Annotated in this window: 20 protein-coding genes; 13 read left to right on the top strand and 7 right to left on the bottom strand. The window is 73.8% G+C overall.

The window, feature by feature from the left end:
- Nucleotides 1–349: 349 nt before the first annotated feature.
- Nucleotides 350–661: a hypothetical protein gene (locus BM339_RS05150; protein WP_024936559.1), complete on the top strand. Its 312-nt coding sequence runs from the start codon at nucleotides 350–352 to the stop codon at nucleotides 659–661.
- A 158-nt stretch (nucleotides 662–819) separates the two neighbouring features.
- The gene (locus BM339_RS05145; protein WP_075020158.1) at nucleotides 820–1,455 is read left to right on the top strand and encodes a hypothetical protein; all 636 of its coding nucleotides are present in this window, start codon (nucleotides 820–822) and stop codon (nucleotides 1,453–1,455) included.
- 190 nt (nucleotides 1,456–1,645) lie between these two features.
- On the opposite strand, the gene BM339_RS05140 is transcribed toward BM339_RS05145, so the two are convergent.
- Nucleotides 1,646–3,781 carry a protein kinase domain-containing protein gene (locus BM339_RS05140; RefSeq protein WP_075020025.1) on the bottom strand — a complete coding sequence of 712 codons (2,136 nt, stop codon included), beginning with the start codon at nucleotides 3,779–3,781 and terminating at the stop codon, nucleotides 1,646–1,648.
- Nucleotides 3,781–5,940 (bottom strand): outer membrane protein assembly factor BamB family protein, encoded by a 2,160-nt coding sequence (locus tag BM339_RS05135; protein ID WP_075020024.1) that lies wholly within the window; start codon nucleotides 5,938–5,940, stop codon nucleotides 3,781–3,783. The genes BM339_RS05140 and BM339_RS05135 overlap by 1 nt, the downstream gene beginning before the upstream one ends.
- 479 nt (nucleotides 5,941–6,419) lie before the next feature.
- Between BM339_RS05135 and BM339_RS05130 the strand changes: the two genes are divergently transcribed.
- A complete protein-coding gene (locus BM339_RS05130; RefSeq protein WP_075020023.1) occupies nucleotides 6,420–7,331 on the top strand; it encodes an LLM class F420-dependent oxidoreductase in 912 nt (303 codons plus the stop codon).
- Here the strand turns inward: BM339_RS05130 and BM339_RS05125 are convergent.
- Both BM339_RS05125 and BM339_RS05120 read right to left on the bottom strand, forming a co-directional pair.
- Entirely contained in the window at nucleotides 7,318–7,695 is a 378-nt protein-coding gene (locus BM339_RS05125) for a VOC family protein (RefSeq protein WP_021599056.1), read from the bottom strand. The two genes, BM339_RS05130 and BM339_RS05125, sit on opposite strands and share 14 nt — an antisense overlap.
- Complete coding sequence (locus BM339_RS05120; protein WP_075020022.1) at nucleotides 7,692–8,318, bottom strand: TetR/AcrR family transcriptional regulator; 627 nt, start codon at nucleotides 8,316–8,318, stop codon at nucleotides 7,692–7,694. The genes BM339_RS05125 and BM339_RS05120 overlap by 4 nt, the downstream gene beginning before the upstream one ends.
- A gap of 273 nt (nucleotides 8,319–8,591) precedes the next feature.
- Between BM339_RS05120 and BM339_RS05115 the strand changes: the two genes are divergently transcribed.
- The 4 genes from BM339_RS05115 (at nucleotide 8,592) to BM339_RS05100 (ending at nucleotide 12,274) form a co-directional block, all read left to right on the top strand.
- Entirely contained in the window at nucleotides 8,592–9,515 is a 924-nt protein-coding gene (locus BM339_RS05115; RefSeq protein ID WP_075020021.1) for an ABC transporter substrate-binding protein, read from the top strand.
- 283 nt (nucleotides 9,516–9,798) lie between these two features.
- Nucleotides 9,799–10,818, top strand: coding sequence for a FecCD family ABC transporter permease (locus tag BM339_RS05110; RefSeq protein ID WP_052357468.1), 1,020 nt, complete (start codon nucleotides 9,799–9,801; stop codon nucleotides 10,816–10,818).
- Nucleotides 10,815–11,585, top strand: a complete 771-nt coding sequence (locus tag BM339_RS05105) for an ABC transporter ATP-binding protein (RefSeq protein WP_021599051.1) — start codon at nucleotides 10,815–10,817, stop codon at nucleotides 11,583–11,585. Before BM339_RS05110 ends, BM339_RS05105 begins: the two co-directional genes overlap by 4 nt.
- Nucleotides 11,582–12,274 (top strand): adenosylcobinamide amidohydrolase, encoded by a 693-nt coding sequence (locus tag BM339_RS05100; RefSeq protein ID WP_256255213.1) that lies wholly within the window; start codon nucleotides 11,582–11,584, stop codon nucleotides 12,272–12,274. The genes BM339_RS05105 and BM339_RS05100 overlap by 4 nt, the downstream gene beginning before the upstream one ends.
- A 116-nt stretch (nucleotides 12,275–12,390) precedes the next feature.
- Here the strand turns inward: BM339_RS05100 and BM339_RS05095 are convergent, their stop codons facing one another.
- Nucleotides 12,391–13,797: a coiled-coil domain-containing protein gene (locus tag BM339_RS05095; RefSeq protein WP_075020020.1), complete on the bottom strand. Its 1,407-nt coding sequence runs from the start codon at nucleotides 13,795–13,797 to the stop codon at nucleotides 12,391–12,393.
- A 77-nt stretch (nucleotides 13,798–13,874) separates the two neighbouring features.
- Nucleotides 13,875–15,422, bottom strand: a complete 1,548-nt coding sequence (locus BM339_RS05090; protein WP_075020019.1) for an AMP-binding protein — start codon at nucleotides 15,420–15,422, stop codon at nucleotides 13,875–13,877.
- 234 nt (nucleotides 15,423–15,656) lie between these two features.
- Between BM339_RS05090 and BM339_RS48415 the strand changes: the two genes are divergently transcribed.
- Nucleotides 15,657–17,756 (top strand): vWA domain-containing protein, encoded by a 2,100-nt coding sequence (locus tag BM339_RS48415; protein WP_075020018.1) that lies wholly within the window; start codon nucleotides 15,657–15,659, stop codon nucleotides 17,754–17,756.
- Nucleotides 17,753–19,111 carry an extracellular solute-binding protein gene (locus BM339_RS05080; protein ID WP_075020017.1) on the top strand — a complete coding sequence of 453 codons (1,359 nt, stop codon included), beginning with the start codon at nucleotides 17,753–17,755 and terminating at the stop codon, nucleotides 19,109–19,111. Before BM339_RS48415 ends, BM339_RS05080 begins: the two co-directional genes overlap by 4 nt.
- A 19-nt stretch (nucleotides 19,112–19,130) precedes the next feature.
- Here the strand turns inward: BM339_RS05080 and BM339_RS05075 are convergent, their stop codons facing one another.
- Nucleotides 19,131–19,721, bottom strand: coding sequence for a TetR/AcrR family transcriptional regulator (locus BM339_RS05075; RefSeq protein ID WP_075020016.1), 591 nt, complete (start codon nucleotides 19,719–19,721; stop codon nucleotides 19,131–19,133).
- 78 nt (nucleotides 19,722–19,799) lie between these two features.
- Here BM339_RS05075 and BM339_RS05070 point away from each other — a divergent pair, with 78 nt between their 5' ends.
- Genes BM339_RS05070 through BM339_RS05055 form a run of 4 tightly spaced genes read left to right on the top strand, consistent with a single transcriptional unit; the run spans nucleotide 19,800 to nucleotide 25,445 of the window.
- Nucleotides 19,800–21,413: a carboxyl transferase domain-containing protein gene (locus tag BM339_RS05070; protein ID WP_075020015.1), complete on the top strand. Its 1,614-nt coding sequence runs from the start codon at nucleotides 19,800–19,802 to the stop codon at nucleotides 21,411–21,413.
- 8 nt (nucleotides 21,414–21,421) lie between these two features.
- Nucleotides 21,422–23,359 (top strand): ATP-binding protein, encoded by a 1,938-nt coding sequence (locus BM339_RS05065; protein ID WP_075020156.1) that lies wholly within the window; start codon nucleotides 21,422–21,424, stop codon nucleotides 23,357–23,359.
- 2 nt (nucleotides 23,360–23,361) lie between these two features.
- A complete protein-coding gene (locus BM339_RS05060) occupies nucleotides 23,362–24,291 on the top strand; it encodes a hydroxymethylglutaryl-CoA lyase (RefSeq protein ID WP_075020014.1) in 930 nt (309 codons plus the stop codon).
- 5 nt (nucleotides 24,292–24,296) lie between these two features.
- Entirely contained in the window at nucleotides 24,297–25,445 is a 1,149-nt protein-coding gene (locus BM339_RS05055) for an acyl-CoA dehydrogenase family protein (protein ID WP_075020013.1), read from the top strand.
- Nucleotides 25,446–25,469: the final 24 nt, after the last annotated feature.

The raw sequence follows: 25,469 nt of genomic DNA, 5'->3' as shown, positions 1-25,469 counted from the left end.
AACCACAGGCCGGAGGCGCCGGCCAACGGCACCGGCCAAGCCCCTGCCGACCGGAGGCACGGAAAAGCAGCTCGGGCTGAACTACCGGCCGGAGGTGCGGGGCCGCGGGCCGGCCAGGCGCCCGCGGGCCAGAGGCGCGGAAAGGGCTCTGGGCTGAGCTACGCGCCGGAGGCGTAGGGCGGGGGTTTGGGGCTGGCCCGGGGCCGGAGGCGTGGGCAAGGGAGTTGGGCTGGAGGGGGTAGGGGCTCGGGGCCCAGTTGCGGGGTGGGTGGGGGTGAGGGGTGGGTAGGTAGGGGGATGTGGGTGGAGGGCTGGTTCTTCGGTGGGCTCGGGCGTCGGAGTGGCTGGTATGGACGGCGACGAGCGTGCGTCTCGGCTGAGGGCGCGGCGGGGCGGTGAGCGCCGTGCCGCCGAAGCCGACGGGGCTGGGGCGCGTGCGGAGCAGAGGCGCGAGGCCGAGGAGTACGCGCGCCAAGCGATGGTCTCCTCGGCGCGTGCCCACGATCGGGCCGCTTCCCTGCTGGAGGGGATGGCCGCCGCACATCCCGAGGAGGCGGAGCTGCATCTCCAGTCGGCCGCTCGGCATCGTAAGTGGGCGGAGAACGACAGGGAGCTGGCGCGGAAGTACGCGCCGCGCGGCGGCGGCCCGGACGCATTGTGATGGTTGACCTCCACTACAACGCGGAGTTGCCGGCGTCCTGGCTGATCCCCAACGGGCTCCGCTAAGCAATCGAGCGGCGACTCCTGCTGGAGCGCATGCTGGCGACGACGAGGGCGGTGGGGGCGGCGCGTACCGCGGGTACGGGGAAGAATGGGGGCATGACCGTCGATGCGGAGACTTTGGCCACGGCTCGCCGTTCGTTGCACGGGGTCGCGGAGCTCGTACTGGCAGGGCCCCAATACCGGCAAAGCGGGACGATACGGCTGCGTGTCGTGCCGGGCGGGTTCGGGACGGTCCAGGCCCCCGACCTGCGGGTGAACGAGACCGAGCTGGTGTGCGGCGACCGTGAGGTGCCCTTGAACGGGGCCACCTGCCGCGAGCTGGGCGCGGCTGTCAGTGTTGAGGCAGGGGGTGTTGGAGACCTGTACAAGGATGGCAGCGGTGTCGGTCTGGACGAGGTCCTGGGAGTCGACGCGGAGGCGGCGCATCAGATCGTCCGGGCATTCGGGCAAGGACAGGAGGCTCTGACCAGGTTCGCGCCGGACATCACTCCCGTGCTCTGGCCGGAACACTTCGATCTGGGCATCGCGGTCGATGCCGTCAATTACGGAGTGTCGCCCGGAGATCAACAGGTGAACGAGCCCTACGCGTATGTCGGCCCGTGGGAGCCGCGGCACGGGGAGTTCTGGAACACCGCCTTCGGTGCCGCGCGGCCCTTGCGTGTCCTGCCCGGTGCCACGGCTCTGCTGGACTTCTTCATGGAGGGCCGAGACCGCGCGATCCGCGACGCGTGACTTCCCAGGGCGCCCCGGTGTCGTGAGCCTGTGAACGGACCTCGCACTTTGTACCGTCGGTGCGAGGCTGCGTTGAGCTCAGGAGTAAAAGCGTGCAGGTGAGGCGAGTCCTGGCGTCACCCCCGGCACGATCTTCGAGACCGCGTGGGGCCTCGCGTCGTCCCGGGCCGGGCAATGCCGGCGGCTGGAGTCAGCGGGTTATGGCGGCCGCGCGGAGGTGGCCGTCACCGGCGCCGAAATAGACCACCCCGCCGGACACCACCGCGTTGGGATCGCGGCCGTCCGCCAACCTGACCTTTCCCAGGGAGGCGCCGTCACCGGAGTTCAGGAGGTGCAGTTCGCCGGTCTTCGTGCTGACGTATGCCGTCCCCGATGAGACGGTGGGCGACGAGCTCACCTGGGGAAGGTCGCGCCGCCACATCATCGCGCCGGTCTTCGCGTTGAACGCGACCGCCTGCCCGGCATCTCCCTGGGAGTCGGCGTTGCCGCTGACGTAGAGAACCCCATCGGACAGCACGGGCAGCCACGAGTCTGAGAAGTCGCGGAGGCCGGTTGGGGTGTTCCACAACAGTGCCCCGTTACCCGGGTCGCGGGCCGAGACGGTGCCGTCCTCACCGATCGCGTAGATGACGCCGCCGGTCACGGTGAGCGACTCCGGCCGGCTGCGGATGTCGCCGGAGAAGGGGGCCTTCCACAGCCGCTCGCCGGTGTCGGCGTTCAGCGCGTGGAGTTGCGGGCCCGGCTCGTCGTAGGTGCTCGCGACGTAGTAGACGACGTTCCCGTGGGCGGTCATCTCCCAGACGATCCCGGCTTCGTGGCTCCACGCCTTCTTGCCGGTGCCGGTGTCCAGCGCGTACACCGACGTCTTCTCCTCATCGGACGTCCGGTGGAAGAGGTACATGTGCCGGCCGGACACCGCTTCGCCGAGCAGCAGCGTGCCGCCGTGGGACTCCCACAGCCGGCGGCCGGAACCGGCGTCCAGCGCGAACACGCGGCCGCTGTCGCTGTCGCGGGAGGAGTCGGTGTAGGCGCTGACGTAGATCCTGTCTCCAGCGATGATCAGGGAGTTGCCGCCGCCCCACACCCGGTCGCGTTTCCAGCGGGCTTCGCCGGTCCGGGCGTCCACGGCGTGGATGACTCCGCCACCGTCGCCGAAATACACCGTCCCGTCCTTGACCTGCGGTGGCCAGGCCGTGTCTCCCCCGTAGGACCACAACTGCTTCAAGACCGGCGGGCTGGGCTCAGCGCCACGATCGGTGCGGCCTGCCCGGTCGGCGTCCGGATCTCCACCGGTGAGGAGCAGTGTGGTGGCGACGCTGACGAGGACGGTGACGGCGGCGAGTCCCGTCAGGGCACGCCTCCGAGTGAGCAGCCGCCGGGGAGCGGGTGCCTGAGGCGGGCCCTGGTACGGCGCCGTCACGACGGCGGTGGGAGCGGGAGGCGGGGCGACCGTGCGGGTGATCTCGGCCGTCAGCGGTTCGGGCAGCCAGCCGACCGGCCACGCCCGCGACGCGCGGCCCAGTTCCGCGACCAGGTCGGGGACGGTGGGACGCCTGCCAGGGTCCTTGTCCAGGCAGCGTGCCACGACGTCCGCCAGCCCGGACGGCACGCCGGTGAGGTCGGGGTCCCCGTGGACGATCCGGTAGTTCAGGGCGTGCACCGAGCCGCCGCGGAACGGTGCGGTCCCGGTCGCCGCGTACGCCAGGACGGCGCCGAGGGAGAAGACGTCGCTCGCCGGGCCGACCGCGCCGCCCCGCAACTGCTCGGGGGACATGAAGCCGGGCGTGCCGACCATCGCCCCCGTGACCGTCAGCCGCGTGCTCTCGGACGCCAGCGCGATCCCGAAGTCGATCAGGCGCGGGCCGTCCGCCGCCAGCAGCACGTTCGACGGCTTGAGGTCGCGGTGCACCACACCCGCCGCGTGCACGCCCTCCAGCGCCTCCGCGAGCGCGGCGCCCAAAGCCCGGACCGTTCCGTCCGGCAGGGCGCCGTGCGCGTCGAGCGCGGCCTTCAGCGACAGCCCCGGCACGTACTCGGTGGCCAGCCACGGCGGTGCCCCGCCCGGGTCGGCGTCCACCACGGCGGCGGTGAAGGGACCGCTCACGCGGCGGGCCGCCTCGACCTCCCGGACGAACCGGCGCCGGAACCCCGCGTCCTCCACCAGCTCGGCCCGCACCGCCTTCACCGCGACCGCGCGGCCCCCCGGCGACGACGCCAGGAAGACCTGACCCATCCCGCCGCCGCCGAGCCGCCCGACGAGCCGGTACGGCCCGAGCCGCTCCGGGTCGCCCGCCTCCAGCGGCGCGTACGCCTCCCCGCGCCCCATCAGCGGGCGTCCGAGAGCACGCGCAGGACGTCGTCTTCCTCGACATAGAGTCGACCGTCGATGACGCCCGGACTCCCGCCCACGTGCTCCTTCCACAGGCGGGTGCCGTTGCGGGCGTCCAGGGCGTAGAGGTTCCCGGCGTCCTCGTCGTCGCCGTCGCCGAAGAGCACCGTCCCGTTCTCGACCGACAGCAGATGGGCCTCGTCCACTCCCGGCTTGTGCCGCCACAGCGGCTTGCCGGTGTCGGCGGCGAAGGCGCACACGTAACCGTCGTTCTCGAAGTAGGCGACGCCGTCCGCGATGATCGGGGCGCCGGCTCCGCCGGCGATGGCGGGGTCCCAGGAGGCGCCCTCGAAGCCCTGCTTCCACGCGTACCGGCCCGTCGCGGCGTTCACCGCGTGCAGGGAACCGTCCCGGACGCCGAAGTAGACGGTGCCGTTCGCGGCGACGGGCGATGACGCGAGCCGGTCCCCGGCCTCGATGCGCCAGAGGTCCGCGCCGGTCTCCGCATCCACCGCGCGCAGGGTGCCGTCACTGATCACCGCGAAGACGACTCCTCCGGAGACGACCGGCCCCTGCTTCGAGAAGCCCTTGTAGGTGTTGGTCCACGTCTCCCGCCCGGTTCGGGCGTCGCGCGCGATCAGCCGGACGTCCGACGCGTAGAGCTTTTCTCCGACCACCTCGATCGACGGATGGATGCCGTGGTCCTTCCACTTCCACAGTTCCTCGCCGCTGCCGGCGTCCCGGGCGTAGGTGTACTCTCCGGCGCCGTAGTACACCGCCGAATCGGTGGCCCCCAGGAACAGCGGGCCCGTCGGGACGTCGCCCAGGGAGTGCGCGTACTCCCAGCGCAGCCGGCCGTTCTCGCCGTTCAGGGCGTACAGGCCGCCCTTCTGGTCGTCGATGTACGCCGTGCCTCCGACCACTTGCGCCAGATGCATGCCCTCCTCCAACGGGAAGGTCCACAGCTCCTTGCGCCGCGGCGGCCCGGCGGCCTCGGCCTCCCCGTCGTCACCCGACAGCCGGACGGTGAGGACGACCGCCGCGACGACGAGCGCGACCGCCCCCGCGCCGGCCACGGCGGCCAGGATCCGGCGCCGCGCGGGGCCAGGCGCCCGCGTCCGTCCCACTGGAACAGGCGACACTCGCGCACCGGGCGAGTCCGGCGGGGCGGCGGCGGGCGGGGCAGCGGCGGACGCGGCGGCGGGCGGGGCGGCGGACGCGGCGGCGGGCGGGGCGGAAGCGGGCGGGGGCGGAAGCGGCGCGGACCTGATGCGGAGGACATCCGCGGCCACCGGGTCGGGCAGCCAGCCCGCCTCCGTGAAGAAGCCCGCGGCCTGCCCTGTCCCCGGCATCCGGCTCAACTCCCCGACCAGGTCGGGGACGGTGGGACGCCGGGCGGGGTCCCTGGCCAGGCAGCGGGCCGCGACGTCCGCCAGCGCGGTCGGCACACCGGTCAGCTCCGGCTCCTCGTGGACGACCCGGTAGTTCAGGGCGTCGGCGTGCCCTGCCCCGAACGGGCCGGTGCCGGTCACCGCGAACACCAGCACGGCGCCGAGGGCGAAGACGTCGCCGGCGGCGGTGACCTCGTCGTCCACGAGTTGCTCGGGGGCGATGAAACCGGGCGTGCCGATGACCATGCCGGTCTCGGTGAGCTCGGTGGCCTCGGCCGCCCGCGCGATCCCGAAGTCGATCACGCGCGGGCCGTCCGCCGCCAGCAGCACGTTCGACGGCTTGAGGTCGCGGTGCACCACACCCGCCGCGTGCACGCTCTCCAGCGCCTCCGCCAGCGCGGCGCCCAGCGCGAGCACCGTTCCCTCCGGCCAGGCGCCGTGCGCGGCCACCGCCGCCTCCAGAGAGACCCCGGGCACGTACTCGGTGGCCAGCCACGGCGGCCTCCCCTCGGGGTCGGCGTCGACCACGGCGGCGGTGAAGAAGCCGCTCACCTGGCGGGCCGCCTCGACCTCCCGGACGAACCGGCGCCGGAACCCCGGATCCTCCACCAGTTCGGCGCGCACCGCCTTCACGGCGACCGCGCGCCCGCCCGGCGACAGGGCGAGGAACACCGTGCCCATCCCGCCGCCGCCGAGCCGCCCGATGATCCGATACCGCCCGAGACACCCCGGGTCGCCCGCCCGTACCGGCGCGACACCGCTCACTCGGCTCCCTCCCCGGCCGCGGCGCCGAGACCCGGCAGGGCCGTGCCCGGCATCAGGCGCATGATCATAAGTGTGGTTTCTCCATCATCGACGGGGCATGGGGCGGCTCGCATCCAAATAGACGGTTCTGTTCGACAGAGAGTTCGCTCGCACCCTGACGCAGTAGGGGCCCGCGCCATGACGGAGCACAGGGACCCCGGGGCGGCGGGCCTCGTCCAGCCCGATGCCGAGATCGTTGCGCAGCTGGACGGGCGTGAACGCCGGCGCCCGGCCGAGGTTCACGAATGCGGGCGACAGAATCAGCGGGCGAGGCGCCGCCGCCGGATGATGGCTGTGGCAAGGATCACGAACGCCTCGCGCACACCGCGCCCGGCCGTCACCGCATGTCGCGCCCTGCACATCTTGTGGTGACCTCTTCATGATCGGCATATGCGGGGCGTGTGTAAGGATCGGGTTATTCCGGTTCTGGGGAGGGTGCTGTGCGGGTCGGTGTGTTGCTGAACGATCGTGGCGGCGCGGACGCGCTCGCCAAGCTGGCGGACGATGTGCGGCGGGCGGCGGACGACGGGTTCCCCTCGGCGTGGCTGTCGCACATCTTCGGGCTGGACGCGCTGACCGCGCTGGCCGTGGCGGGGCGCGAGGTGCCGGGGATCGAGCTGGGGACCGCCGTGGTGCCGACGTATCCGCGGCACCCGGCGGCCATGGCGCAGCAGGCGCGCACGACAGCCCTGGCGCTGCAGGGGCGGCTGACGCTCGGCATCGGGCTGTCCCACAAGATCGTGATCGAGGACATGTACGGGTACGATTTCGGCCGGCCGCTCCGGCACATGGACGAGTACCTGTCGGTGCTGGTGCCTTTGCTGAACAGGGAGAACGCCGCGTTCACCGGTGAGACGGTGACGGGGAACATCGGGCTGAGCGTCCAGAACGAGGAGCGCGTGCCCCTGCTGCTCGCCGCGCTCGGGCCGAAGATGCTGAAGCTGGCGGCGGAACGCGCGGACGGGACGGTGCTGTGGATGACCGGTCCGGTGACCGTGCGCGACCACATCGCGCCGACCATCACGGCGGCGGCCCAGGCGGCCGGACGGGACGCGCCGCGGATCGTGTGCAGCCTCCCGCTGTGCGTGACCGGCGACGTGGAGCGGGCGAGGGAGCAGGCCGCGAAGACGTTCGAGGTGTACGGGACGCTGCCGTCCTACCGGGCGATGATGGACCGGGAGGGCGCCGAGGGGCCCGGCGACCTGGCGGTCGTCGGGGACGAGGACGCGGTCGCGGCGAAGCTGGAGGAGCTGGCGAAGGCCGGCGTCACCGATTTCGTCGCCGGCGAGTACATGCCGGGCGACGACCGCAGGCGCACCCGGGAGTTCCTCAAGACCGTCACGGGGCGATGAGCTCGTAGAGGTTGCCGCTGGAGTCGGAGAAGAAGAGGCCGCGTCCGCCCAGCGGATGGTCGTCGTCGACGCGGCCGCTGTCCGGGTGGGCGGGGTCGTCGCCGTAGGGGATCTCGCGGGCGTCGAGGCGGTCCCGGACGGTGTCGAAGGTGGCGGCGTCCACGTCGAAGGCCAGGTGGTGGCCCTGCGGGTAGGCGACGGTCATGAAGTCGAGGGTGAGCCCGTCGTTCACGCGGATCGGGACGAAGTGCCGCGCGTGGGGGTGGACGCCGGTGTAGCGCAGGCCCATCACGGTGGCGAAGAAGCGGGCGGCCTCGTCGTTGTCGGCGGCGGTCACGATCGTGTGGTTGAGCGTGATCGTCATTCGGGGGTTCCTTCCTTGAGGGCTCCGTGGAGGAAGACGTCGAGGTAGGCCTCGACCGGCAGGGGGTCGGGCGTCTCGGGGCCCCCGGGCGGGCGGGAGCGGGTGAAGAGCAGGCCCATGAACAGGCTCGCGATCTGCTCGGCGGGCAGGCGCAGCCGGTCGCGTTCCGGTTCGAACAGGTCGGCGAGGGCGTCGCGGGTGCGGGTCATCGCGTTCTCGCGGCCGGCGCCGGGATGGTCGCGGCCGCCGGGCAGGCCGCGGTTGCCGCGTCCGGTGGCGTGCAGCGCGCCGATGACCAGGCCCATGCGGATGAGGTAGGCCTCCACCGCGGCGGCGGCCTCGGCGAGCCGGGCGGGCAGCGGCTGGTCGAGCGGGATCGCCTCGATCTCCGCGAGGACGTGCTCGCCCCGGAGCGCCTCGGCGACGCACGCGTCCAGCAGTTCCTCCTTGTCGGCGAACACCCGGAAGATCGTGGCCTCGCCGATCCCGGCCGCGCGGGCGATCTGCCCGGTCGTGACGGCGGTGCCGTGCTCGGCGACCAGCGGCAACGCGGTCCGGACGATCATTTCGCGGCGCTCGGCGGGGCTCATCCCGGGAGCGCGCCGCCGTCTCTTCGGCTCCATGCACGCCAAGCTACGGAGTGAGCACTCACTCCGTCAACTTCGAAGTGAGTACTCACTCCGGAGATTCCGACAGACCCGCACTCATGGGCTGATACCGTTGCGATGCTGCGCGCCTGGAGCGAAGTCCGGTGTGAACCCGGCGCTGTCCCGCAACTGTGGTGCCCTTCCGAGTGGCCGAGCCAGGTCGCCTCCTCGCGCGCCGACGACCATCGACCCCGTGGAAGGGCGATCCGTCCTGAGCGGGCCGCGGCTTCCCGCAGCATGGAGGCTCCAGTGAGACCCGTACGCACCCTCGGCGCGGTGATGGCGATCGGCGCCGTCATGTTCGCCTCCGCATGCGGCGGCGACGACGCGACGTCCGGGGACGGGACGACGTCCGCCGAGCAGTCCGTCACCGTCCAGGCCGGGAACGGCGCGGTGACGGTGCCGGCCAGGCCGAAGCGGATCGTCTCCCTCTCCCCCACCCACACCGAGACGCTGTTCGCGATCGGTGCCGGGCCGCAGGTGGTGGCGGTGGACGAGTACTCCAACCACCCGGCGAACGCGCCCAAGACGAAGCTGTCCGGCTTCAAGCCGAACGCCGAGGCGATCATCGCCTACAAGCCGGACCTCGTCGTCCTGTCGGACGACCTGAACGGCGTGGTCAAGGCGCTGGAGAAGGTCAAGGTGCCGGTCCTGCTGGAGCCGGCGGCGACGAAGCTGGACGACGCCTACGACGAGATCACCGACCTCGGGCAGGCCACCGGCCACACCGCCGAGGCGAAGAAGGTCACCGACGACATGCGCGCCTCGATCCAGCGGACGGTCGCCGCGTCGTCCAAGGCCAAGGGCCTCACCTATTACCACGAGCTCGACCAGCAGCTGCACTCGGTGACGTCCCAGACGTTCGTGGGCCAGGTGTACGGGCTGTTCGGCCTGCAGAACATCGCCGACAAGGCGGGCAAGGCGTCCGGCGGGTACCCGCAGCTGTCCCGCGAGTACCTGCTCAAGCAGGACCCGGACCTGATCTTCCTGGCCGACACCAAGTGCTGCGGGCAGAACGCCGCCGCCCTCGCCAAGCGCCCCGGCTGGTCGGACCTGGAGGCCGTCAAGGGCGAGGGCGTGGTCGAGCTCGACGACGACATCGCCTCCCGCTGGGGTCCCCGCCTGCCCGAGTTCGTGAAGGCGATCGGCGACGCCGCCCAGAAGGTCCAGTGACCGGGAACGCCCGCCCGTGAGCAAGGCCCGCTCCGGAGACGCCCCTGACGACCAGACCAAGACGTCTGCGCGACGCGGGCCGGGCCCGGACGCCCCGACCGACGAGGCCGGGACGTCCGAGCCCCGCGTGCACACGAAGAACGCTCCAAACGACGAGACCGTCGAGGCCGAGACCGGGGCGCCCTCTCAGCAGGGGGATCTTTCGGACGCCGGGGCCGGTGTGATCGGGTGGCGCGGGTGGAAGGCGCGGCGCGGGCGGAGGGAGGCGCGGCAGCAGGCCAGGTTGCGGCCGTTGCCACTTGCGGTGGCGGTCGGGCTGCTGGTGGCGGCGCTGCTGGCCGGGGTGCTGGTCGGGGCGGCCGGGCTGCCGGTGGCGGGGGTGCTGAAGGCCCTCGCCGACAAGATTCCGTTCGTGCACGTCGACTCGGGTTTCGGGGTGATCGACGAGAACGTGCTGTTCCAGCTGCGCGTGCCGCGGGCGCTGATGGCGGCGCTGGCCGGCGGGATGCTGGCGGTGGCGGGCGCCGGGTACCAGGGGGTGTTCCGCAACCCGCTCGCCGACCCGTACCTGCTCGGCGCGGCGGCCGGCGCGGGGGTCGGCGCGACGCTGGTGATCGTGCTGGTGCCGGGCGACCCCGGGTACGGGGTGCCGCTGGCCGCGTTCGCCGGCGCCATGGGCGGGGTGTTCCTGGCGTACACGCTCGGCAGCGTCGCGGCGGGGCGCGGGAACGGGGCGGCCACGCTGGTGCTGGCGGGGGTGGCGGTGTCGTCCTTCCTGGCGGCGGTGCAGACGTTCGTCCAGCAGATGAAGGCCCAGGAGCTGCAGCGGATCTTCTCGTGGATCCTCGGCGGCGTCGGGACGGCCGACTGGCACCAGCTCGGGCTCGTGGCCCCGTACGCGCTGGTGTCGACGGTCGTGCTGCTCGCGCACGGCCGGCTGCTGGACGTGCTGAGCGTCGGGGACGAGGAGGCGGCGTCGCTCGGGCTGTCGGCGGCGCGGGTGCGGCTGACGGTGCTGGTGGCGGCGTCGCTGGCGACGGCGTCCGCGGTCGCGGTGAGCGGGCTGATCGCGTTCGTCGGCATCGTCGTCCCGCACATCGTGCGGCGGCTGGCGGGCGGCTCGTACCGGATCGTGCTGCCGCTGTCGCTGCTCGGCGGGGCGGCGTTCCTGGAGGCGGCGGACCTGGTGGCGCGGACGGTGATCAAGCCGGGGGAGCTGCCGCTGGGCGTCGTGACGGCGTTCGTCGGCGGGCCGTTCTTCGTCGTGGTGCTGCGCGCGTCCCGCAGGCAGGTGGACACGTGACGGTCGCGGTGCGGGGCCTGGACGTCGCGCTCGGCGGGCGGCCGGTGCTGGAGGGGGTGTCGCTGGACGTCCCCGCCGGGTCGTGGACGGCGGTCATCGGGCCGAACGGCGCGGGGAAGTCGACGCTGCTGCGCGCGGTCCTCGGGCTCGTCCCGTCCCGTGGCGGGATCGCCCTCGCGGGCGCGGACCTGCAGACGCTCAAGCCGAGGCAGCGTGCCCGGCTGGTCGCCTACGCCCCGCAGAGCCCGCACCTCCCGGTCGGCATGACGGTGTTCGACTACGCCCTGCTGGGCCGCTCCCCCTACATCCCGCATCTCGGGCGGGAGAGCGCGCGCGACCGGGCCATCACCGGCGAGGTGCTCGGCAGGCTGGACCTCACCGCCTTCTCCGCCCGCCCGCTGGACCATCTGTCGGGCGGGGAGCGGCAGCGCGTGGTGCTGGCCCGCGCGCTCGCCCAGCAGGCCTCGGTGCTCCTGCTGGACGAGCCGACGACCGCGCTGGACATCGGCCATCAGCAGCAGGTGCTGGAGCTGATCGACCAGCTGCGGCTGTCCGACGAGCTGACCGTCGTGACCACGATCCACGACCTGACCCTGGCGGGGCAGTACGCCGACGGCCTGGTCCTGCTGTCGGGCGGGCGGGTCGCCGCGGCGGGACGGCCCGAGCAGGTCCTCACCCGCGCGACCGTCGAGGAGCATTTCGGCGCGCGCGTGCACGTCACGTCCGGTCCGGGCGGCCGGCCGATCCTGTCACTGGAGCGTCCGTGAACATCGAGACGGTGTGGCGCGAGGAGGACGGCGCGCGGCTCGCCATGACCGTGTGGCGGCCGGGCCCCGGGCACCGGATGATCTCCTCGGCGATGCTCGGCGGCGGCATCGGCCCGGCCCGCTGGGTGCTGAACGCGCAGGTGCCGGGCGCCTACGCGCGGACGGATCCCGTCGCGCACCTGGCCGAGCTGGCGGCGTCGCAGGGGCTGGACGGCCGGGGCGCCGGGATGCTCACGGCGGCGCCGGTGGCGCGCACCGTGCGGCGCGACGACGAGGGGGTGAGCGTGTCGGCGACGGTCGGGCTGCGCGTCCCGACCTGGGCCGCCGCGCCCGCCGGGACGGCCGATCCCGAGCTGGCGCCGCTCGCGACGGACGGCGCGTCCGAGCCCGCCCCCGCCCCCGGGACCGTCAACATCGTGGTCGGCGTGCCCGTGCCGATGAGCGACGCGGCGCTGGTGAACGCGGTCGTCACCGCCACGGAGGCCAAGACGCAGGCACTGCTCGAAGCGGGGTTCCCGTGCACGGGAACGGCGTCCGACGCGATCTGCGTCGTGGTCACGACCGGCGGGCAGGAGGAGATCTTCGCGGGGCCGCGCTCGACGTGGGGGGCGAGGATCGCCCGCGCCGTGCACGCCGCCGTGCGCGCCGGGGCCCTCGACTACGCCCGGCTCCTGGCGGGCGAGGACTAGAGGACCGGCACCGGCCGCCGTACCACCCCGGTGCGGTACGGCGGCCGGTCTCAGGGCCAGTGCAGTGTGGGGTTGGCCTCACCTCCTACATGTGCGTCCTCCGACCGGCGTGACCGTCAGCCGGCATAGGGAAGGCGATGTCCGCTGTATCCGTTGTGGCCGTTGTGGCGGAGCGGGTCGGTGGCGAGCGGGTCGCCCCCGATGTCCAGCAGGGACCCGTTCATCGGCGGCAGGGCGTGCAGCCCGGTCGGCGGCTCCCGGTCGACGGGCGGGCGCGGGCCGGGCTCGGGGCGCCCGTCGGCCGTCGCGGTGAGCGCGTCGACGCGGCGGCGGGCGCGGTCGGCCTCGGCGCGGGCGGCGTCGCGTTCGGCGGTCAGCGCCCGGACCGCGGCGCGCAGCTCGTCGGCGGTGCGGGTGAGCTGCCAGGTGTGCTGTTCGAGCTCGCGGGCCCGCGCCTGGATCTGGTCCCGGTCGGCGACGGCCTGCCCCCGCTTGGCCTCGGCGTCCCGGACGGCCGAGCGCAGGTCCTCGGCGGCGCGGGTGGCGGCGTCGGCCTCGACGCGCTGCCCCTCGACGAGGGTCTCGGCCTCCGACAGCCGCCCGTGCAGCGCGACCAGCTCCGCGCGGGCGCTCTCCAGGGAGGCGAGCAGCTCGCCCTCCCGGGAGGCCATCCGGTCGCGTTCGCGCTCGGCGGCGAGGCGGGCCGCGCGGTCGCCGTCGGCGCCGTCCTTGGCCTCCTGGCGCTCCTGCCGCGCGGCGTCCAGTTCGGCGGCGAGGCGCTTGGCCTCCGCGCGCGCGGACGCGGCCTCCTGCTCGGCGGCCTCCGCCCGGGCCCGCGCGGTGGCGGTCTCCCGCCACGCCAGCTGGGCCTGCTGGTGGGACTCGTCGCGCTCCCGCTGCGCGATCGCGACCTGCCCGGCGGCCTCGGCGCGGACGTCGGCGAGCCGCCGCTCGACGCCGGCGACGCTCAGCTCGGACATCAGCGACCCGGCGAGCCGGTCGGCGAGGCCCTCCAGCCGGTCGACCATCTCCCACGTCCAGGCGACCTGGCCGGTGAGGCCGGGAGACTCCAGGCCGCGTTCGCGGCTCGCCAGCGCGGCCTTCTCGCACGCGCCGTCCCCGTCCTGGCAGTAGCGGACGGTGCGGGCGCCGCGCACCGGCTGCGGCACGGGCCGTCCGCAGCCGGCGCACGGCCAGACCGCGACCGGGTCACCGAGGCGTGCGATCCCGGCGCGGTCGTCTTCGGCGGCCGGCGGCTGCCCCGCGCCGGCCCGGGTGGTCGGGTCGGCCGGCGGGTCGGCCCGCCGCGCGGGCGAGCGGGCGGCGTCCGACGCGGCCTGGAGCAGCGCCGCGGCGTCGGCGGACGCCCGCGCCGCGTCCACTCCCTCGACCTGGCCGCCGGAGGGCGCGGGGTCGCCCTCGGCGTAGGCGGCCGGGTCGGTGATGACGGGAAGGTCGGTCTGCGTCGTGGCGGCGGGGGTCGGGGCGACGTTGTCGATCGGGGCGACCTTCTGGTCTTCCATGTGCCGTGGTACGCACGAACACCGGGAGGCGTTCGACGTTTCCGGCAACGACTTGCGGCCCGTTCGCCCCGCAGGGCTCAGCCGGCGTGTTCCCGCAGGTAGTCCTCCCGAACGCGGCGGCGGCTGAGTTTGCCGGACGGGGTGCGCGGCAGCGTCTCGCGGAACTCCACGCGCCGCGGGTGCTTGAGTTTCGACAGGCGCGGCCCGCAGTGCGCGAGGAGTTCGGCGGCGAGGGCGTCACCGGGCTCGGCGTCCTCGGCCGGTTCGACGAGCGCGACGGCGCTCTGCCCCCAGTCCTCGTCCGGGACGCCGATGACGACGACGTCGCCGACCGCCGGATGCTGCAGCAGGGCCGACTCGATCTCGGCCGGGTAGATGTTCACCCCGCCGGAGATGATCAGGTCGGTGCGGCGGTCGCTCATGTAGAGCCAGCCGTCCTCGTCGAGGTGGCCGAGGTCGCCGGGGGTGTAGTACTCGCCCCGCATGCTGGAGGCGGTCTTGTCCGGGTCGCCGTGGTACTCGAACCCGGGCTGGCCGGTCGCGTAGATCAGCCCGGTCTCCCCCGGCGGCAGCTCGGCGCCCTCCGGGTCGAGGATCTTGATCTGGACGCCGTCGACCGGGCATCCGACCGTCCCGGGGCGGGCGAGCCAGTCGTGCGGCCTCGCGACGACGACGGGGCCGCTCTCGGTGGAGCCGTAGTACTCGTAGAGGACGGGCCCCCACCAGTCCATCATCCGCTGCTTGGTCTCCACGGGGACCGGCGCGGCGCTGTGGAACACCTGCCGCAGCGACGACACGTCGTAGCGGGCGCGGACGTCGTCCGGCAGGGCCAGCATCCGGTGGAACATCGTCGGCACCATGAAGGTGTTGGTGACGCCGTGCCGCTGGATCAGCTCCAGGGTGTGCTCGGGACGGAACTGCGGGGCGACGACGACGGCGTGCCCGAGGTTCAGCGCCATCATCGCGTGGACGCACGGCGCGGAGTGGTAGAGGGGCCCGATGGCGAGGTGGACCTCGTCGCCGGGTCCGAGGCCCAGATGGCGCATCAGCGTCTGCCGCATGACCTCGATGAGCATCTCGGGCGGGATGTCGAGCAGCGGCCGCCGGACGCCCTTCGGGCGTCCCGTCGTCCCGGACGTGTAGAGCATGATCGAACCCATTCGCCGTTCGGCGGGCGGGCCGGCGCCGGCCGAGGCGCACAGCGAGGCCGTCGAGCGGAACCCCTCGGCGGGGTCGACGCTGAGGCGCCCGCCGGCCGGAATGCCCGCCTCCTCGGCGGCGCCCGAGACCGCGCCGGCGAGCGCGCTCTCGGTGATGACGGCCTTGGCGCCGCTGTCGGCCAGGATGTAGCCGATCTCGGGCGCGGTCAGGTGGCGGCTCGCCGGGACGAGGTAGAGCCCCGACTGCGTGGCGGCGAGCAGGACGGTGAGGAACTCGGGCCGGTTGCCGAGGACGGTCGCCAGGGCGTCGCCGGGTCGCAGGCCGAGGCCGTCCAGCGCGTTGGAGAGCCGGTTCACCTCGGCGTGCAGCTCGCCGTAGGTCATCGGCACGCCCGGAGCCAGCACGGCGGCACGATCGGGGTGGTTGCGCGCGATCTCGTAGAAGCCGACGCCCTCAACGCCCATGAGGCTCTCCTTTTGTCCGGTCCAGGCGGCCCTTTGTCCGATCCATGGGGTGACCCGCGTCCATCTGACCTATGTTGCTGGCGGCCCGTCAAGAGGGCGGGCCCCGTGCCCGCCGGGCGGCGGATCGCCCGTCTCGGTCGGCGAAGCCGCTGACCGCGACCGTGCGGCTACGTATCATGTGATCTCAAGTGCCGGGGGGCCGAAGAAACGAGACCTACGCGGCGATGGGGCGTGATGACGGGACCGCACGGCGACGGCGACCGGTCACGGCCTCCGGCACGCCGGGACGGCTTACCGGGCTGGCTCCGCCGGCTGCTCCAGGTGCTGGTCCTCGACCTGGTCTCCACCGTGGTCATCAGCCTCGGAGTGACGCTCGTCCACGGCGCGTTCTGGCTCAACGCGGCGATCTCGCTGCTGGTCATCGCGGCGGTGACGGCGGGCCTGTTCGCCTTCTACCCCGACCACGCGCACGCCGTCATGGAGCGTGTGTCGAAGACGCTGAAGTGGGGCGGCGCGGCGCTGGCGTGGGGGGTCGCCGGGGCCGCGGCGATGGCGCTGGTCCTGCTCGCCGGCGTCGGCGTCCACCGGGTGGGTGAGCGGACGGGCGCGTGCGGGCAGCCGCTCGAACTGCGGGTGCTGACCGCCCCGGAGACGCTCACGCCGCTGCGCGCCGCGGCCGCCGAGTTCGCCAACGACGGCCGGGACGACCGCGGCTGCCGCAAGTACAGCGTCACCGTGGTCCCCGAGACGGGGCCGGTCCCGCTGTACGACGGGTTCCGGCTGCTGTGGCGGCGCAGCGAGCCCGCCGACGAGCGGCACAGCGACGCCCAGCAGCTCTTCGGCCCGCAGCCCGACATCTGGGTCCCGTCGTCGACGGCCGAGTACGACTTCGTCCCGAAGGGCGCGGGCCAAGCCGGGGCGGCGGAAGCGGGGGCGGCGCAGGCGGGCGCGGCGAAGGGGGATCCCGTCTTCCGCCCGCGCGGGACGCTCGGGACGTCGCCGCTCGTGCTGGCGCTGTTCACCAAGGCCCACGAGTCCGTCGCCGACCCGATCGCGGCGCCCATCGCGACGGACACGGCGGCGCTGCTGCGGCGGTTCGCGGACGCCGGGGTGAAGCTGCGCGCGATCGCCCGCCCCATCCCCGAGACGTCGGCGGCGGCACTCGCGGTCACCCCCGCGCTGTACGACGCGACGCCGGACGGCGACGACCGGGAGGACGAGCGGTTCGCCGAGCCCGCCGACCTCGTGGCGCCGGACGCGGTGTCGCTGCTGTGCCGGTTCCGCCAGCAGGCCGCCGCGCAGGCGTCCGAGCCGCCGGACGACATCGCCGTCGCCGTCCCCGAGCAGGTGCTGCACGACTACGACATGGGCCGCCCGCTCGGCGACCGCTGCGGCGCCGTCGACGCGGACGCGTACGCGGCGTGGCGGCTGCACCCGTACTACGCGACCGACCTGCCGACGCTCGACTATCCGTTCGTCCAGGTCCGCTGGCGCGGCCAGGACACGCGTGAGCGGGACGCCGCGGTCGCCGGGTTCCGCCGCTGGCTCCAACGCAACCCCTTGACGGCGCAGGGCTTCCGGGACGAGCGCGGCGTGATCCCGCCCGCGAACGAGGGCGACGCCGGGCACCACTACCTGTCGCGGCTCCAGAGCGTGGTCGGCAACCGGGTGATGCCGCCCGTCGTGGGGCTGCAACCGGCGGAGGGCGTCCAGCGGACGCTCGACCGCATCGGCGCCGCCCGCCCGAGGATCCCGGTGTCGCTGATGCTGGACGTGTCCGGGTCGATGGGCGGCGCGACCCAGGGCCGCGACGGCTCGCGCCTCGCCCGCGGGACGTCGTTCCTGCGCAGCCTGGTGACGCAGTTGCAGAGCAACGACCGCGTGGGCCTGCAGGTGTCGTCGTCGACGGCGCCGGCCGGCAGGCGGGAGACGTTCGGGAACGTTCCCCCGGACACGGCGTCGCCGGACCAGAAGAACGAGGTGGCGAGCCGGCTGCAGGCGGTCGCGTCCGGCGGCGCCGACCAGCCGCTCAGCGACGCGATCGCGGCGGCCGACGTCGGGTCGGGCAGGCAGAACCTCATCCTCGTCACCGACGGGCAGTCCCCCGCGACCAACCCCGGCATCGGCTCCCGCGCGGAATGGCTGTCGGGCCAGTTCCGCGACCGGCACCCGGGACTGCGCCTGACGGTCGTGCTGACCGGCCCGGCGGCGTGCGGCTCCTCGCCCGTGCGGCAGATCGTGGACGCGTTCGGCCCGGACGGCGGGCGGTGCGTGCGGCTGACCGACGCGCCCGAGGCCGAGCAGGCGGCCGAGCTCCTGTCGGAGCTGCGATGAGGGGACGGCGGTTCCTGCCGAGGGGCCGGCGGGCGTGGGTCAGCGCCGCCGCCGGGGCCGCGCTGGTGCTGGTCGCGGGCCTCGTGCTCTTCCTGTGGCCGGACCCGTCCTACCGGGCGATCGAGGGCGACTGCGACCGCTCGGAGCTGCTGGTCGCCGGCGGCACCGACGTCAGCCTGAAGAACCAGCGCCGGGCGCTGATCCGGCAGTGGAACGAGAGCCGCTATCCGGGCGGCCGCCCGCACCCGCACGCGACGCTCGTGGAGGTGTCGGAGTCCACCGACCTCCAGCACAGCCAGCTCAAGGCGGTCCAGGAGTCGGGCGGCTGCGCCTACGACGTCCTGATCATGGACAACACGTGGACGGCGCAGTTCGCGGGCGGCGGCTACCTGCGGCCGCTCGACGACATCGAGAACCGGGACGACTTCTTCCCGGCCGCGCTGCGGACGGGCGAGTACGACGGCGAGCAGTACGCCGTCCCGTTCAACGTGGACGTCGGCCTCCTCTACCACTGGGAGGGCGTGACGCCGCCGGCGGCCTGGCCGGGACTGCTGTCCGCCGATGTCGCGATGCAGCTCGCCGACTACGAGGGCCTCACCGTGAACGCGCTGGAGGCGGTGTGGAACGACGGCGCCGCCGGGCGCCTGACGGGCGCGGGCCGCCCGGACGAGGACGATCTGCGCGACGCGGTGTACCCGGCGCTCACCCGGCTCGCGCCGCGGGCGCACGGGTCGCTCGCGCCGTCCCGCCAGTACGGCGAGCTGGAGAGCATCGAGGCGTTCGCGTCGGGGACGAAACTGATGCGCAACTGGCCGTACGCGTTCTCGGTGCTCGCGTCCGAGCCCCGCATGCGGGACGGCACGCGCCTGCGGTTCGGGGTGACCGCGCTGCCCGGCCGGACCGTGCTCGGCGGGCAGAACCTCGCGGTGTCCAGGTTCTCCCCCAACCCCGAGGACGCGGCCGATCTGGTGGCGTTCCTGAGCGGGACGGGCAGCCAGCGCCTGCTGTTCTCGTGCGGCGGGTTCGCGCCCGGCCGCTACTCGGCGCTCGGCCTGTCGCCGGGCCGCAGCTCGCCCGCCGACGTGGGAGTACGGACGTGCTCGTCCCTGACCGGGGAGCCGCTCGGCCCCGGCGAGACCGACGTGCCCGACGCGGCGCAGCTCACCCAGCTCGGCCGGGCCGTGGTGACCGCGCTCGGCCGGGCCGAGCCGCGTCCGGTGACCCCGCACTACAGCACGTTCAGCGGCACGTTCCGCGGCTGCGTCCAGAAGATCTTCGACCAGGCGGGGACGGACGCCGGGACGTTCGCGCGGGCGATCGAGCGCTCCCTGGACGGGCGCACGGCGTCCTGCTGACGGGCGCCGTCCGGCTTCGCTAGTGGGCCCCTTCGAACGCCGCGCGGGCCATGCCGTGCAGGAGGTCGCCCATCGCGTCGCGGTCGAGCCCGGCTGCGCTGCGCGGGGTGGAGTTGAGCAGGCCGAAGCACGCGTGGACGGCCGCGCGGGTCCGGTCGTCCGGCAGGCCGGGGCTGAGGCGGCGCAGGACCCGGACCCATTCCTCGACGTAGGCGCGCTGGAGCCGGCGGATCCGGTGCCGCTGCGGTTCGGGGACGTTGTCCAGCTCCCGCTCGTGCACGGTGATCAGCGCGGGGTTGTCGAGCGAGAAGGCGATGTGCCAGCGCAGCAGCGCGTCCAGGGCCCGCCGGGGATCGGGGTCGGCGGCGCGGCGGGCGCCCTCGGCGAGCAGCCGCTCGCTGATGTCGAGGAGCATCTCGGCGAGCACCGCCTCCTTGCCGCTGAAGTGCCGGTAGAGGGCGGGCCCGGTGAGCCCGACGGCGCGGCCGAGGTCGCCGATGGAGGCCCCGTGGAAGCCGCGGCGCGCGAACAGCTCGGCGGCGGCGCCGAGGATCTCGGCGCGCCGCGGGTTCGGCGGGCCGGCGGGCTCCGCGGCCGCTGGGGAGGTCATGCCGGCCAGTCTAGACTAGAGTTGTTAACGGACGTTAACATCGGCATTGTTAATGAGCGTTAACCGGGAAGGGGGGTCATGAGCGGACCCGAGATCGGCACCCGCGCCGACGTCGCGGGCGAGGCGTTCAAGGCGAGCGCCGCCCACAACGAGGCCCTCGCCGCGGAGTTGCGCGACCGCATCGACCGGGCGGGGCGCGGCGGGCCGGAGCGGGCCCGCGAGCGGCACGTCGCGCGCGGGAAGCTGCTCCCCCGCGACCGGGTCGACACGCTCCTCGATCCCGGCTCGCCCTTCCTGGAGCTGTCGCCGCTGGCCGCGAACGGCATGTACGGGGACGAGGCGCCGGGCGCGGGCATCATCACCGGCGTCGGGCGGGTCTCCGGCCGCGAATGCGTCGTCGTCGCCAACGACGCGACGGTCAAGGGCGGCACGTACTACCCGATCACGGTGAAGAAGCATCTGCGCGCGCAGGAGGTGGCGCTGCACAACCGGCTCCCCTGCGTCTACCTGGTCGACTCCGGGGGCGCGTTCCTGCCCCGGCAGGACGAGGTGTTCCCCGACCGCGAGCACTTCGGCCGCATCTTCTACAACCAGGCCACGATGTCGGGGCGGGGCATCCCGCAGATCGCCGCGGTGCTGGGGTCGTGCACGGCGGGCGGCGCCTACGTCCCGGCGATGAGCGACGAGGCGGTCATCGTCCGCGGCCAGGGGACGATCTTCCTCGGCGGCCCGCCGCTGGTGAAGGCCGCGACCGGCGAGGTCGTGACGGCCGAGGAGCTGGGCGGCGGCGAGCTGCACTCCCGCACGTCCGGGGTGACCGACCATCTCGCCGACGACGACGCGCACGCGCTGCGGATCGTCCGCGACATCGTCGGCACGCTGGGGCCGCGCGAGCCCCGGCCCTGGGACGTCGCGCCGCCGGAGGAGCCGGCCGCCGACCCGGCCGAGCTGTACGGGATCGTCCCGCCCGACTCGCGCACCCCCTTCGACGTGCGCGAGGTCATCGCCCGGATCGTGGACGGCAGCCGCTTCCAGGAGTTCAAGAAGGAGTACGGCGCCACCCTCGTCACCGGCTTCGCGCGGATCCACGGGCATCCGGTGGGGATCGTCGCGAACAACGGGATCCTGTTCAGCGAGTCGGCGCAGAAGGGCGCGCACTTCATCGAGCTGTGCGACCGGCGCAGCGTCCCGCTGGTGTTCCTGCAGAACATCACCGGGTTCATGGTCGGGCGCGAGTACGAGGCGGGCGGCATCGCCAAGCACGGCGCCAAGATGGTCACCGCCGTCGCGTGCGCCCGCGTCCCGAAGTTCACCGTCGTGATCGGCGGCTCGTTCGGCGCCGGGAACTACGCGATGTGCGGGCGGGCGTACTCGCCGCGCTTCCTGTGGATGTGGCCGAACGCCCGCATCTCGGTGATGGGCGGCGAGCAGGCGGCGAGCGTCCTCGCGACCGTCCGGCGCGACCAGCTGGAGGCGCGCGGCGAGGAGTGGTCCGCGCAGGACGAGGAAGGGTTCAAGGCGCCGATCCGCGAGCAGTACGAGGCGCAGGGGAACCCGTACTACTCGACGGCGCGGCTCTGGGACGACGGAGTGATCGACCCGCTCGACACCCGGCGCGTGCTGGGGCTCGGGCTGTCGGTCGCGGCCAACGCACCGCTGGAGCCGGTCGGCTACGGCGTCTTCCGGATGTGAGGGTGTTGATGTTCGACAGCGTCCTGGTCGCCAACCGCGGGGAGATCGCCGTCCGCGTCTTCCGCACGCTGCGGCGGCTCGGCGTCCGGTCCGTGGCCGTCCACACCGACGCCGACGCCCGGTCGCGGCACGTGCGGGAGGCGGACGAGGCGTTCCGCATCCCCTCGTACCTGGACATCGAGGCGGTGGTCTCGGCCGCGCGGACGGCCGGGGCGTCGGCCGTCCACCCCGGGTACGGGTTCCTGGCCGAGAACACGGCCTTCGCGCGGGCCTGCGGCGAGGCCGGCCTGGTGTTCATCGGCCCGCCTGCGGAGGCCATCGAGGCGATGGGCGACAAGATCCGCGCCAAGCGGACGGTCGCGGCGGCCGGCGTCCCGGTCGTCCCCGGACGGGACGAACCCGGCCTGTCCGACGCGGAGCTGAAGGCCGCCGCGCTGGAGGTCGGGCTGCCGGTGCTGCTCAAGCCGTCGGCCGGCGGCGGCGGGAAGGGCATGCGGCTCGTCCGGGACGCGGCCGACCTGCCGGAGGCCATCGCGTCCGCCCGCCGCGAGGCGCGCGGCTCGTTCGGCGACGACACGCTGCTCGCCGAGCGGTTCGTCGAGAACCCGCGGCACATCGAGATCCAGGTCTTCGCCGACGCGCACGGGAACGCGGTCCATCTGGGCGAGCGCGAGTGCAGCCTGCAGCGCCGCCACCAGAAGATCATCGAGGAGGCGCCGTCACCGCTGCTGGGGCCCCCGGCCCGGGAGCGCATGGGCGCCGCCGCCGTCGCCGCCGCGCGTGCCGTCGGGTACGCGGGCGCGGGGACGGTCGAGTACATCGTCTCCGCCGACCGCCCGGACGAGTTCTTCTTCATGGAGATGAACACCCGGCTCCAGGTCGAGCACCCCGTCACGGAGCTGGTCACGGGCCTCGACCTGGTCGAGCTCCAGCTCCGGGTGGCCGCGGGCGAGCCGCTGCCGTTCGCGCAGGACGACGTCCGCCTGGACGGCCACTCCATCGAGGCGCGCGTCTACGCCGAGGATCCGGCGCGGGGGTTCCTGCCGACGGGCGGGCGCGTGCTGTCGCTGACTGAGCCCGACGGCGTCCGCGTCGATTCGGGCCTCGACGCCGGGACGGAGGTCGGCGGCTCCTACGACCCGATGCTCGCCAAGGTCGTCGTGCACGGCGCCGACCGCGCCGAGGCCCTGCACCGCCTCGACCGCGCGCTCGCCGGGTACACGCTGCTGGGCGTCCCGACGAACGTCGCGTTCCTGCGGGCCCTGCTCCGGCACCCGGCCGTCGTGTCGGGCGAGCTCGACACGGGGCTGGTCGAGCGGTCCCTGGACGATCTGCTCTCGGGCACGGCCGTCCCGCCGGAGGTGCTCGCCGCCGCGGCGCTGGAGCGGATGCTCGCCCTCGAATCCGGCGACGACCCGTGGGACGTCCCGGACGGCTGGCGCCCCGGCGCGCACGCGTGGGCGCCGTGGATCATCACCCCGTCCGGCGGCGACCCGGTGGAGGTCCGCGTGCAGGGGCGGGCCGCGTCCGCCCGCGTCGCCGTCGGCGGCGACCCGCCGGTCGACGCGTCACTGACCAGGCCCTTCACGCTGACCTACGGTGGAAGGACGACCTCGTTCGAGGCCGCCCACGACGGGCGGACGCTGTGGCTCGGCCGGGACGGGCACGCGTGGGCGCTGAGCGAGCACGTCCGCGCCGAGGGCGGCGCCGCCGCGGGCGCCACGGGCGACGGGGTGCTGCGCAGCCCGATGCCGGGGACGGTCCTGGCCGTCAAGGCGGCCGAGGGCGACCACGTCGACGCCGGGCAGCCGCTGGTGGTCGTCGAGGCGATGAAGATGGAGCACACGGTCACCGCGCCGCTCGCCGGCGTCGTGGCGAAGCTGCCGGTCCGCGCGGGCGCGCAGGTCGCCCTGGACGCGGTGCTGGCCGTGATCGAGGAGGCGTGAGGATGCCGGTACCGCTGCCCGGCCTTCCCGAGCGGGTCACGATCTACGAGGTCGGGCCCCGGGACGGGCTGCAGAACGAGAAGGCGGTCGTCCCCGCCGGGGTCAAGTCGGAGTTCGTGACCCGGCTCGCGGACGCGGGCCTGCGCACGATCGAGACCACGAGCTTCGTCCACCCCAAGTGGGTGCCGCAGCTCGCGGACGCCGAGGAGCTGCTGGGCGTCCTGCCGCGCTCGCCCGAGCTGCGCTACCCGGTCCTCGTCCCGAACGAGCGGGGCCTGGACCGGGCGCTCGCCAACGGCGTCACCGAGATCGCGATCTTCGGCAGCGCGACCGAGACGTTCGCGCGCCGCAACCTGAACCGCACCGTGGACGAGTCGCTCGCGATGTTCGCCCCCGTCGTCGAGCGGGCCCGCGCCGAAGGGCTCTGGGTGCGCGCCTACGTGTCGATGGCGTTCGGCGACCCGTGGGAAGGCGACGTCCCGATCGAGCAGGTCGTCTCCGTGGCGTCCCGCATGATGGACATGGGCTGCTCGCAGCTCAGCATCGGCGACACCATCGGCGTCGGCACGCCCGGCCACGTCACCGCGCTCATCGAGGCCTTCACCGCGGCGGGCATCGGCACCGACCGGCTCGCCGTCCACTTCCACGACACCTACGGGCAGGCGCTCGCCAACACCCTCGCCGCGCTCCACGCGGGCGTCACCGTCGTGGACGCGTCGGCGGGCGGCCTCGGCGGCTGCCCGTACGCGGAGAGCGCCACCGGCAACCTGCCCACCGAGGACCTCGTCTGGATGCTGGACGGACTCGGCGTCGAGACGGGCGTCGACCTGGCCGCGCTCGTCGCCACGAGCCGCTGGATGGCCGGCCATCTGGGCCGTCCCAGCCCGTCCCGCGCCGTCCAAGCACTGTCACCCTCACCGGATTCGGAGTAGCCGAGATGATCGACTTCACGCTCAGCGACGAGCAGGAAGAGCTGCGGAGCACGGTCGAGCGGTTCGCCCGCGAGACGGTCGCCCCGGTGATCGGCGACCTGTACGAGCGCGGCGAGTTCCCGTACGAGATCGTCGCCGCCATGGGCAAGATGGGGCTGTTCGGGCTGCCGTTCCCCGAGGAGCACGGCGGCATGGGCGGCGACTACTTCGCCTTCTGCCTCGCCCTGGAGGAGCTGGCGCGCGTCGACTCCTCGGTGGCGATCACGCTGGAGGCCGGGGTGTCGCTCGGCGCGATGCCGATCTACCGGTTCGGTTCGGCGGAGCAGAAGGAGCGGTGGCTGCCGCTGCTCACGTCCGGGGAGAAGCTGGCGGGCTTCGGGCTGACGGAGCCGGGCGGCGGGTCGGACGTGCCCGGCGGCATGCGCACCACGGCGCGGCTGGACGGCGACTCGTGGGTGATCAACGGCTCGAAGGCGTTCATCACCAACTCCGGCACCGACATCACCGCGTTCGTGACCGTCACCGCGTTCACCGGCGACGGCGAGATCTCCACGGTCATCGTCCCGAACGGCACCCCGGGCTTCACCGTCGGGCGCAAGTACTCCAAGGTCGGCTGGTCGGCGTCCGACACCCGCGAGCTGTCGTTCGACGACGTCCGGGTGCCGGCGGAGAACCTGGTCGGCGAGCGGGGCCGGGGCTACGCCCAGTTCCTGCGCATCCTGGACGAGGGCCGCATCGCGATCGCCGCCCTGTCGGTCGGCCTCGCCCAGGGGTGCGTGGACGAGTGCCTGCGCTACGTCCACGAGCGGCAGGCGTTCGGCAAGGAGATCGGCCGCTACCAGGCCATGCAGTTCAAGATCGCCGACATGGAGCTGCGCGCGCACACCTCCCGCCTCGCCTACTACGCCGCCGCGGCGAAGATGCTGGCGGGCGAGCCGTTCAAGAAGGAGGCGGCGATCGCCAAGCTGGCCGCCTCGAACGCCGCCATGGACAACGCCCGCGACGCCACCCAGATCTTCGGCGGCTACGGCTTCATGAACGAGTACCCCGTCGGCCGCTTCTACCGCGACGCGAAGATCCTCGAAGTGGGCGAGGGCACCTCGGAGGTCCAGCGCATGCTGATCGCCCGCGCCCTCGGCCTCCCCCCGTCCTGACCCGGGCCGGGGGCGCCGGGCCCG

It is taken from the genome of Actinomadura madurae (assembly GCF_900115095.1).
Lineage (GTDB): Bacteria > Actinomycetota > Actinomycetes > Streptosporangiales > Streptosporangiaceae > Spirillospora > Spirillospora madurae.
This window is presented reverse-complemented; position numbering and strand designations above follow the sequence as displayed.